Here is an 11,414-nt window from a genome sequence, read left to right as displayed (position 1 = left end):
GGGTTTGTTGGCTTTTGGGCAAATCCTTCTTAAATTTGTTCAAAAGCGATGGGAGTAGTTTTTCTTCTTTTTTCACACATTGATAACTACTACTGCCTCGCTTTTATTCCGTTTGTCCAGCAGTCAGTAATATGAGCTAATTTAGTTGAAGTACTTATGACATATTACAATCAACAAGTTTTGCGGATCAGAGAACAGTATTATCCTAAACCCTATATCATAGATCGGTTAATCCAGGCGCGTAAACTGATGGATCAGCATTCAGGTTCATCTATTTGTATAGATTCTATGTCAGATAAGGTCTCCTTATCGAAATTTCATTTCATCCGTTTATTCAAACGTTGCTATGGCCGCACTCCTCATCAGTATCTGATAGAACGCAGGATCAGTGAAGCAAAGATTCTATTAAGTAAAAATATGTCTGTTATGGACACCTGTTTTCAGATAGGTTTTGAGAGTCCCACTTCATTTTCTCTTTTATTCAAAAGATACACTGGTTTAACACCTTCCGACTATCGTCAGAAAAGCAATTTTCGATAAGTGACTTAGATGCTTAAACGGGATATTTGCTGGCACAAACCAACAGAGAAATCATGAGAATTAGCTTATTGAGTGTCCTCGTCGATGACCAGGATAAAGCATTCAACTTTTACACCACGATATTGGGATTTATCAAAAAAACAGAAATTCCAATGGGAGAGCATAAATGGCTTACTTTAGTTTCAAAAGATGTACTCGATGGTGTAGAGCTTGTTCTGGAGCCTATAGCCTTTGAACCAGCAAAGATTTACCAGAAAGCATTGTTTGAAGCCGGGATTCCTTTGGTTGCTTTTCAGGTAAATGATGTAGATGCTGAGTACAGTCGATTGGTATCCTTAAATGTTGTGTTTAGTTTGCAACCTACACAAATGGGGACTGCAAAAATTGCGGTTTTTAATGACACGTGTGGCAATCGTATCCAGATTTTTCAAGTACTTTAGTAAGTCCAAAGCCTTTCTATCTATCAGAGCCAGAGAACTATTTTAGCTTTTGTGCTGAAATAGTTCTCTGGCTCTGGTCTTTATAGCCTACTTTAGAAAGTTTGCAGATTTATTTGTTTAATTCAATTTAAGATATTTTTTTTTATATTTTGCTGCAAATCTTACATTTGTGTTACTAAACCTGGTGTACAAATGCAACCTTCTGAAAAAAATCATGATGAAGTTTTATTTCAACACCTGCAAAATGGGGATAGTGACGCATTTGCAGAATTGTATCGTCGGTATGTAAAAGTATTGTACAATTATGCCTATCGCCTGAGTGGTAGTAAAGACAAGGCGCAGGATGCTGTACAGGATACATTTGTTGAAATCTGGAATAGAAGAGAATCAATCGGTAAGATACAGAATGCAAAAGCCTATTTGCTAAGCTGTACCCGACGTCGGTTAACCCTTGTGGTTCAGGAGCACAATTTTGTGAGTTCACTCTCCGTATCTGAAAGTTATCTTGATTTGTTGGTTGCAGAACATACTGTTGAACAGTTTATTATTACAGAAGAGAACTTCAGACAGAGTGTGTATTTACTAAAAAGTTGTTTGCAAGAATTGCCCAAGCGTGAATATGAGTGTCTGCACCTTCGTTTTTTTGAAGAACTGAGCTATGAAGAAATTGCTCAGATTATGAATATTACCACCCAGTCTGCACGAAATACTACCGGAAAAGCTCTAACAAAACTCAGACAGCACTTTCCAAAATCCTTACTGATTTCACTATTACCTTATGTTTTCCTGCTAATAGCATAATTTTTAATTTTTTTTTATAAATGAAGGGTTAAAAACTATTTTTTTCTCTCTATACCTTTAGTAAGAAAAAATATAAGTTAATCCGAAATGCCTTTTGAAGACTATACTCCTCAGGACTTCGTAGAGAATGAGTTCTTTTGTCAGTGGGTTTTACATCCTACTGAAGATACATCTGCTTTTTGGGAAATGTTCCTGAGCTTACATCCTGAGAAATATCAGGATATTCTGAAGGCTAAAGCATTAATTCTGGCAATAAAGGAAACGCCTGCTATAGTACCTGATGAAGTACAGATTGAACAGATGTGGCAAAATGTAGTGATACGTACAATAGCAAAATCAGAAAAGGAGGACTTTGAGAGTGACTCTATTTCACGTTCATTGTGGCGAACCTATCTAGGCTGGGTGGCGGCATCTTTAGTGATAGTAGTGGGTGGAGTATGGTTATATAATAAGCCCATATTGTTTCATTCTAACACAATTACCTATCAGCATCTGATAGAGTATCAACCAGAAAAGCTTTCTGAAACCAGAAATATTTCTTCTGACAGTCTACAGATATCCTTACCAGATGGTAGTTCTGTCATCCTTACCAAAGGGAGCCGCCTAAGTTATCCTCCTTCGTTTGGAAATATTCGCAAAGTATATCTGGAAGGAGAGGGCTTTTTTGAAGTAAAAAGAGACACAGCAAGACCATTTGTGGTATATGCAGGACAGGTGATAACCAAAGTAGTGGGTACCAGCTTTTGGGTGAAAGCACACGATGAAAAGTCAGATATCGAGGTAGATGTACGAACGGGTTGTGTGGCTGTAGCTGTAGCGAATTTTGTAAATGAACCTTTGTCAGAAATAAAACCTCAGTTTTTGTTAAGTGCAAATCAGCGTGCTTCTTATTCGCAGCTTGACAAAAGACTGGAACGTTCACTAGTCAATAATCCTCTGCCAGTAATTAGACCGAAAATTGTTAGTGAAATTGTGTATATGGATAAGCCAGTAGTCGAACTATTTGAAGAACTAGAGAAGACATACAATGTAGATCTTGTATTTGATGCAGAGACCTTAAAAAATTGTCGTATCAATACTAGCTTTTCCAATGAGACCTTTTTTGAACGTCTTGAGATTATCTGTAGAGTATTGAATACCAACTATCAGATAGTAGAAACACAGATTATTGTGAAAAGTAAAGAGTGTAGTTAACAGTTGAACTTCTTCTGGCCTCAATCAAATAACCTAAATAAAATCACTTTAAAAGCCACTTACATTATGAAACAACTACCACCTTAATACAGAATGACAAGAGCCGATGAGGGTCGAGACTCATCAGCTCCAAAAATTCTATCCTTTCTAACCGGTTCGCCAAAACCAGAAAGGATGGTTTTGCCCTAACTAATCCTAATCAGTTCAACAAAACGCACAAATGTATGCATTTTTCTTTACATCCATCCTTACTGTGGATAATTATGCGCATCACAGTAATACAACTACTTATTGCCATATGTTTTGCCAGCATAGCGTCAGCAACAGATAGCAAAGCTCAATCGGTACTTGAACAGAAAGTTTCTATTCATGTAGAGAATCAGACTGTCGAAAGTGTACTTGCCAGGATCGAGAAGCAGGCAAATGTACGATTCTCATATCAGACAAATGTATTTGCCAGCCGTGAACGTATTACACTTTCAGTTACGGATGAACAACTATCCACGTTGTTAAACAAAATCCTGTTACCATTGCAGGTATATTATGAAGCTATTAATGACAAACGCATCATATTGCATAAACAACCTTCCGGATCGTCCCTAATTGAGCAGTCAGATGATATGTTAGCTGAAGCTGCCCATGTAGTATCAGGAAAAGTTACAGATGAAAATAATGCAGGAATACCTGGTGTAAGTGTAAGTGTAAAAGGCACTACTGTAGGTACTTCCACAGATAAAGATGGAAACTACACATTATCTGCTCCAGATGGCAGTGGAACTTTGGTGTTTTCATTTATTGGATATGCAACGGAAGAGATTGCTATTGGTAATCGTACATCTGTAAATATAACGTTGGTACCAGATATCAAAGCCTTGAATGAAGTAGTAGTAGTAGGCTATGGTACCCAGAAGAAAATTGATGTAACAGGTGCAGTTGCTAATGTAAGCGGAGAGGAATTGCTAAAAGCTCCTGTTAATAATGCATTGCAGGGCTTACAGGGAAAAGTAGCCGGAGTAAATATATTTCTTAATTCCGGATCTCCTACTGGTAGCCCAAGAGTAGTAATTCGTGGTGCTGGATCTATCAACTCTACATTGAGTCCTTTGTATGTAGTGGATGGTGTCGTAATGGAAGATATTCGGTTTTTGAATCCTAATGATATTGAAAGTATTGATGTATTGAAAGATGCTTCCTCTGCTGCTATTTATGGGGCAAGAGGTGCCAATGGCGTTATTCTGGTTACGACCAAGCGGGGAACGAAAAAAGAAGGGATTAGTGTCGGTTATGATGGGTATATCAGCATAGGACAACTACGTAAGAAAATGGATCTGCTGAATGCCAAAGAATGGATGGAAGTGGTGAAGACTGGTATGGAGCATACATCCAAGTATCGTCCGGGGCAAACAGCAACTTTTACAGCCAATGATCCACGTCTGTTTGATGCTAATGGTAATCCGCTGTATGATACAGATTGGCAAAAAGAAGCTACTCGTACAGCTGTATCCTACAATCACCAGATTTCTATTCAACAGGGTGGACAAAATTCTTCTTTTGGGGCATTCTTGAATTATTCCCGAATGGAAGGGATTATGCTGAACAGTTGGCTAAACCGCTTGAATGGAAAGATTGCTTTTGATGCAAATCCTAAAAAGTGGTTATCTATTGGCATGAACGTTTTAGCTAACTATACGGTCGAAAATGAGGCAGAAGAAGGTGGTGGACATCAGATGCCACGTCGTACAATGATTGAGATGCCCCCAATTTTTCCAGTAAAATTCCCTGACGGTACCTGGAGCAATAGCTCCATGGTGACAGATGATTATCGTCTGGAAGGCATGGCAAATCCTGTGCATGTGCTTGAAACACAGGAAAGAGGAAGAAAACGTACACAGTTATTTGGTAACCTGTTTACCACCTTTCACATTTTGCCAGGTTTAGATCTGCGTACTCAGTTTGGATTTGATAAACATAACCGGAATTTTCAGGAATACTATCCAACTGATCTGTTAAATATTTCTTCTCCACTGGGTCGGGCTTATCTGGAAACTCAGCAGGTAAACTACTGGCAGGAAGAAACGTATCTGACATATAACAAAACATTGGCAGAAGTACACAGAGTCAATGCTATGTTAGGTTTGAGCTGGCAGGAACGCACTTATCAGCAAAACTCAATACAGGCGGAAGGCTTCTCTGATAATTTCTTTAAATATAATCGTATTCAGGCTGCCAGTAAGCCAGGTGCTCCAAACTCCGATTTTGATAAATGGGCTATGAACTCCTATTTCGTTCGTGCAGGTTATACTTACGCAGATAAATATCTGGTAACATTGACAGGTCGTGTGGATGGTTCTTCCCGGTTTGGTGCTAATAATAAGTATGGCTTTTTCCCATCTCTGGGTGTGGGTTGGGTGCTATCAAATGAGCCATTTCTACAAGGCCTTTCTTCTATTGATGAGTTAAAGTTACGTTCCAGCATTGGCGTAACAGGTAATACAGAGATTCCTTCATACGGTTCCCTGGCAACTGTTGCCTCTGGTACTGTACTTATAAACGGAAATCGTGCCTCCGATAGTTATGTAACACGTTTGGCAAACCCTAATCTGAAATGGGAACGTACCCGTACTTTTGATGTGGGAGTAAACTTGTCTATGTTCAAAAGTCGGTTGTCTGTTGAATTGGACTACTACCACAAGTTGACTACAGATCTGTTGTTAGACAGACCAGTTCCTCATACTACTGGTTTCCAGACTGTAAGGGATAACATCGGATCAGTATCCAACAGAGGTTTTGAAGTATTGTTAACTGGTGCAATCGTAAGAGGTGGCAAGTTTTCATGGCAGAGTTCATTAAACTTTAACTACAATAAAAACCGGATTGAAAAACTAGGTGAGAATAATGAAGATATAGAATCCGGGCCTTATTGGGTTTCTGGTAGTCAGACTATTCTGCGTGTAGGTGAATCTTTAAGTTCTTTCTGGGGGTATGAGAGATTAGGAACCTGGAGTACTGCTGAAGCAGATGAAGCCGCTGAGCGTGGTTATTTGCCTGGTGAAGCTAAACGCTCTGTAGCTAAAAAGATCTTAGGCAAAGGTTTACCTGACTGGACTGGTAGCTTTATCAATAACTTTACCTATGGTAATTTCGATTTATCTGTCAACCTGCAGTTTGTATATGGTGTGGATATCCTTCAGCAATTCTATCACTCTACAGAAGACCGTTCAGGTATTGCCAACGGCCTACGTTCAATTCTGACTAAAGGATGGACTCCTGAGCGTCAAAACACAATGGTACAGGAAATCCGTAACCAGGCTTATGCAGGGCAAAATAGTGAAATTGATAGCCACTGGCTGGCAGACGGTTCTTATTTACGGGTGAATGCCATTACAGCCGGTTATAATTTCAGCAGTGATCTGCTTACGCGTTTACATCTGAAAACACTACGTGTATATGCAAGTGTGCAGAATGCTTTTGTATTTCATTCCAAAGATTTTCAGGGCTATGATCCGGAAGCTACCTCATGGAGTGATCAGCAGTGGGGACAAAATATGGTATTCTTCCAATATCCTAAGCCGCGGACATTTACACTAGGTGTCAATGTGAAATTCTAATCCACCTAAACGGACATCAATATGAAAAAAATACATATAGTAATTGCATTAACAGCTCTTCTTTCATTCTCCTGTGATAGCTTTCTGGAAGAAAGGCCCCTTGATGAACTAAGTTCCCAACAAAACTTTAAAGAGCCAAATCACGCTTATAATGCAGTAAACTCTCTTTACCGGAATGGAGTTCCTCAATTATTTGATGGTTCTCATTATGGTGGTGCAGAAGCGATGATAGGGAACTATATGTCAGGTTTTTTTGACAATGAATACAAAGGCCAGGAAATACATGTACAGCATACCCAACAATTAACCCTGAACGGAAATAACCTTTCCAGCTATCTGGGTGGTATCTGGGATGATTTATATTCAGGTATCTCAAGAGCCAATAACGCGATTAAATACATTCCTACTACTCCTGGTTTAGCAGAAGCTGAAGCGAAGAAATTGTTGGGAGAAGCCAGATTTTTCCGGGCTTATGCTTACTTCTACCTGGTTCGGATGTTTGGTGGAGTTCCTTTGGTGACAGAACCTTATGAATCTTTGGAAAACCTGTATATAAATCGGGCTTCTGTAGCAGATGTATATGCCTTGATTGAAGAGGATTTAAAATTTGCTGTAAACGAGGCAGGACTTGCTACAACATCAATGGTTACAAATGGAAAACGTGTTACGAAAGGAGCTGCTGCAACATTGCTAGCAGATGTTTACTTGAATATGAGTGGATTTCCTTTACAAGCTAACCGATATGCAGATGCAGCTGCAATGGCTAAAAGCGTTATTGAAAGTGGTACATATAGTTTGGAACAACATGAAATGTCAGGTGGCAATGTAGTAATGGAGAATAGTGCCTATAACAAACTGCGTAAAAGTGATGCTTCTGCCACTGAATATGTGTTTTTTCATGAGTATGCTGTAGGCATTGCTGAAACGATATATCCTGTATGGAGCTATACTACTTCTAAACCATCAACTGTTAAGTATGCCATTACCAATGGAGCATATGCACCTAGAAATCAGTTTTTGTGGGGATATGATAATGCTAATGATCTTAGAGCACAGGAGAAGCAATATTACCATTCATCTATTGTCATAAATGGTGAGACCAAAACATTTCCTCCTACCCCTTACTTCTGGCATGATGATCAGGCATTGTTTGAGACTGCTAGTTCTGGAAAAGATATTGAAATGTATGGATATGCAGATGTGCTTTTAATTGCAGCTGAAGCTATTGCGAAATCACAAGGTGTAACAGCAGAAGCTGCAGAGTATCTTACTCAGGTTAGAAGCAGAGCTTACTGGAAATCCAATGCCGCAACCATCAAAAGCGGATTACAAGGTCTGTCCGCAAATGATTTTGTGGAAGAAGTATGGAAAGAACGTTATCGTGAACTGGTGTTTGAATTCAAATTGTGGTTTGATATGATACGTACGCGTAAATACCCTGAAACAACGCAGAACGGAAATGGAGAAATTACATTTGTAGATTTGATAGGCCATACCAATACATGGGGTAAAACTTTTGAAGAAAAACATCTTCTTTTTCCTATATCTGAATTGGAAAGACAACGAAACAAAAATCTAGGGGAACAGAATCCAGGTTATTAACAAAACATAATAATTGTGTTGATTCTCATAAAAAAGCTGGCATTACTTAATGCCAGTTTTTTTATTGTCTTTGGTGTATTGAACTCTGATAATTATTCAAATTTTATTTTTCGTTTCTTTTTTCCAGGATTGTTAATTAAGTAAGTTAACTTATCAATAACTATCGAAGTACATGCGGTGTCACTACTAAATTCATAAGTAAGTATAAGAGTATCATTTCTAATCTTCATATTTCCAAAATGCCCACCACAACCATTAGCTTCTGCATAGGTAGATACATAAATGATATCTTCTAGATAACGAACTTTTAATACATTAAGCTTTTGCTCTAGCTTATTTCTCTGATAGTTATCATCTAGATACTCTGTAATGTACTCAGACTTAAATCCTAACAAATCTTTATGGATGATTGGTTGGGATGGTTGTTTTTGGTTACATGAAAGAGAAAATGAGAGAATAGCTATAATAAGGGCATTCTTCAGTATTGTGATTTTCATTCAGTCTATATTTTACAAGATATATTATCAGGATTTCCAATATTGGAAAATAGATTTATGAAATACAATAAGCAGATTCTTACGAAATATTCCCCAATACTAGTTTTTTAGACAAGTTATTCTTAAATCAACTATCAGAATTACATACTCTGCCTATAAATAATAGCAAACTCTTTCACAAAGTCTGTAAATTTTCGTTTGCCAAACACAAGAGGCTTGTTGGCCTGGTAATGCGAAAACAAACGTCCTTCTCTAATAGCCACCCCAAGTTCTGCAAATTTGGATGCCATATGGCTGGAAAATCCGTTCTCTGTCATTGCTTCCTGCAGTTTTTTATCTGGGAACACAATCCATTGCAGATCAGGCTTATTAACTGCTTCCCCTAGAGCTTCTGCTATTTCTGTTCCTCTCTTTTCATCACTTACAACATACTGTACCTCTTTTCCTGTAAAAGAAAGTTTGTCCAGTGCTTCTGTTGCGACATCGGCAATATCATATGGATGAGTCATTGCTAATGATAAGGTTCCATCAAAATTATTTCCAATGATATGCCTATGTTTTATCATATCTATATTTCTATAAAAGTTGGTATAAAACATTCCTGCCCGTAGATGCAACACATTGGTGGATGACAGCTGATTCAGTTGTTCTTCTTCATAAAAGAACGTTCCGGACGGGCCATTGCTATCTGGATTATGTGCTCCAATACTGCTTAGGTTTACTACATAAGAAACTTCGGCTGAGCGAATTGCCTGAGCATAGGTTTTACCAATTTCTGTTACAAATTTTTGATAATCAGGAGTATGATAATTAGGAGGAACCATTGTATATACTGCATCTGCTCCCAAAAATGTCTGAATGAGGAAATCAGCATCTTCTATTGAACCAATGGCTGCAGTAGCGCCAATTTCTTCAATAGCTTTAACTCGGGATGAATCATGGCTTATGACAGTAACTATATGTCCTTTTTGGATTAATTGCTCTGTGAGTCTGCGACTTACATTGCCTAATGACCCTGTAATAACGATCTTCATGTTTTTATAGTATTTGTTGGATTGTATACACGCAAAAGTATTTTTGCACTTACTTTTCTACAAGTACTTACCCTAAAGTATGTATTCATGACAAAAGTCAAAGAAGCTTCAACTATCCAGGAAAATAAGAAAATTGCTTACGCAGAATGCCCTATAACCTATGTGATGGAAAAAATAGGAGGATATTGGAAACCTATTATTCTGTTTCAACTTCTGACAGGTAGCAAAAGATATAGTGAATTAAGAAAAGGCATTCCTGCTATCACAGAAAAAGTGCTAATCCAGCATTTGAAGCAACTAGAGTCTGATAATCTCATACATCGAGAATCTAAACCTGTTGTTCCTCCTCAGGTTACCTATAGCCTTACTGATTCTGGTATGGCACTGCGACCTGTTTTATATGCAATGGCAATCTGGGCAGTGGATGACAGCAAAGAAAATGCGGATACTTTTTCCCGAAAGCTGGAAGATTTTCCTGCGCCGTAGGTAGCTACTTGTAAAAACAGAGTGGTTAAGTTGAATATATTCTTTTTTTTAACCAGTTGCTATACAGGTATTTATGATGAATAAATGAGGCATGAATTTTTGAATAAAAAGTTTATGACAATTAGTAGATAACTTCTATCATCTTATTTTTTATCAATAATGAAGCTTCAGAAATCTTCTTTACTTAAGCTGGCAATAGGTGCAGGCATCTTGTGGGCCGCAAAATCATGGATTCGGATGCGTCGATCTTTCGATGTAGAAGGCAAAGTAATTGTAATTACAGGCGGAACTCGTGGCTTGGGTTTATCTATTGCCAGAGAGTTAGCTTCTCTGAAAGCGAAACTGGCTATTTGCTCTCGAAATATAGAGCAATTGAAAGATGCAGAAGAAGAATTGAAAGACTATGGTATAGATGTGCTTGCTCTGCGTTGTGATATTACCAAACAAAGAGATGTAGAAGAAATGATGGAGCAGGTTTATGATCATTTTGGACAAATAGATGTATTGATTAATAATGCTGGAATTATAGAAGTAGGAGCTCTAGACAATCAGGCAAAATCTGATTATGAAGAAGCTATACGAACACATCTATATGCTTCTATCTATACAGTATATTCCGCATTACCTTATATGAGGCAAACAGGTAGAGGACGTATTGTAAATATTTCCTCAATAGGAGGGAAAGTAGGTGTTCCACATCTGGCACCTTATTCTGCCAGTAAGTTTGCATTGGCAGGCTTTTCTAAAACTTTACGAGCAGAATTATTACGTGAAGGGATTATTGTAACAACTGTATATCCTGGACTGATGCGTACAGGTAGTCCAAGAAATGTTACCGTAAAGGGACAACATCAGAAAGAATATGCATGGTTTAAGACAAGTGCCTCTCTGCCACTTCTGACAGCTAGTGCAGAAAATGCCGCATTACAAATTGTCTCTGCTTTAAAAACTGGACGTGCAGAGCTTGTCATTACATTACCAGCTAAACTGATATCTGTTTTGGACGAATTATTCCCTGAGTTATCTGCTGACTTTTTTGCTTTGATGAATAGATTTCTTCCAGCTGCTTCTCCTGAAGGTCAACATAGTCTGGGGCGCAAAGGTTATGAGAGTGAAAGTGCTGCTTCTCAGACTGTTTTGTCTCGACCAAGTGATCAGGCAGCTGTCCAGAATAATGAACTTTAGGTATCTCAGTTACTGAACAACATAGCA

General features: G+C 38.2%; 10 protein-coding genes. 8 read left to right on the top strand and 2 right to left on the bottom strand.

Annotated elements, in window-relative coordinates:
- Positions 1-156 precede the first annotated feature (156 nt).
- From QNI15_RS05340 to QNI15_RS05315, 6 genes are all read left to right on the top strand, one after another.
- Positions 157-540, top strand: coding sequence for an AraC family transcriptional regulator (locus tag QNI15_RS05340; protein ID WP_314030911.1), 384 nt, complete (start codon positions 157-159; stop codon positions 538-540).
- Positions 541-593: 53 nt separating this feature from the next.
- The gene (locus tag QNI15_RS05335) at positions 594-980 is read left to right on the top strand and encodes a VOC family protein (protein ID WP_314030910.1); all 387 of its coding nucleotides are present in this window, start codon (positions 594-596) and stop codon (positions 978-980) included.
- A 192-nt stretch (positions 981-1,172) separates the two neighbouring features.
- Positions 1,173-1,781: an RNA polymerase sigma factor gene (locus tag QNI15_RS05330; protein WP_313999243.1), complete on the top strand. Its 609-nt coding sequence runs from the start codon at positions 1,173-1,175 to the stop codon at positions 1,779-1,781.
- 87 nt (positions 1,782-1,868) lie between these two features.
- The gene (locus tag QNI15_RS05325; protein ID WP_314030908.1) at positions 1,869-2,975 is read left to right on the top strand and encodes a FecR family protein; all 1,107 of its coding nucleotides are present in this window, start codon (positions 1,869-1,871) and stop codon (positions 2,973-2,975) included.
- 263 nt (positions 2,976-3,238) lie between these two features.
- A complete protein-coding gene (locus tag QNI15_RS05320; protein WP_314030906.1) occupies positions 3,239-6,583 on the top strand; it encodes a SusC/RagA family TonB-linked outer membrane protein in 3,345 nt (1,114 codons plus the stop codon).
- 21 nt (positions 6,584-6,604) lie between these two features.
- Positions 6,605-8,185 carry a RagB/SusD family nutrient uptake outer membrane protein gene (locus QNI15_RS05315; RefSeq protein WP_314030905.1) on the top strand — a complete coding sequence of 527 codons (1,581 nt, stop codon included), beginning with the start codon at positions 6,605-6,607 and terminating at the stop codon, positions 8,183-8,185.
- 92 nt (positions 8,186-8,277) lie between these two features.
- Here the strand turns inward: QNI15_RS05315 and QNI15_RS05310 are convergent, their stop codons facing one another.
- Together QNI15_RS05310 and QNI15_RS05305 are read right to left on the bottom strand one after the other, a co-directional pair.
- Complete coding sequence (locus QNI15_RS05310) at positions 8,278-8,682, bottom strand: hypothetical protein (RefSeq protein WP_314030903.1); 405 nt, start codon at positions 8,680-8,682, stop codon at positions 8,278-8,280.
- 140 nt (positions 8,683-8,822) lie between these two features.
- Positions 8,823-9,716 carry an NmrA family NAD(P)-binding protein gene (locus QNI15_RS05305; RefSeq protein WP_314030901.1) on the bottom strand — a complete coding sequence of 298 codons (894 nt, stop codon included), beginning with the start codon at positions 9,714-9,716 and terminating at the stop codon, positions 8,823-8,825.
- Between the two features lie 87 nt (positions 9,717-9,803).
- Between QNI15_RS05305 and QNI15_RS05300 the strand changes: the two genes are divergently transcribed.
- Complete coding sequence (locus tag QNI15_RS05300; RefSeq protein ID WP_313999231.1) at positions 9,804-10,202, top strand: winged helix-turn-helix transcriptional regulator; 399 nt, start codon at positions 9,804-9,806, stop codon at positions 10,200-10,202.
- 159 nt (positions 10,203-10,361) lie between these two features.
- Complete coding sequence (locus QNI15_RS05295) at positions 10,362-11,387, top strand: SDR family NAD(P)-dependent oxidoreductase (RefSeq protein WP_314030899.1); 1,026 nt, start codon at positions 10,362-10,364, stop codon at positions 11,385-11,387.
- The last annotated feature ends 27 nt before the right edge of the window (positions 11,388-11,414 follow it).

Source organism: Xanthocytophaga flava (assembly GCF_030068545.1).
GTDB classification, from domain to species: Bacteria; Bacteroidota; Bacteroidia; order Cytophagales; family 172606-1; genus Xanthocytophaga; species Xanthocytophaga flava.
Note: the sequence above shows the minus strand (reverse complement) of the source record. Positions and strands in the feature narration are given on the sequence as shown.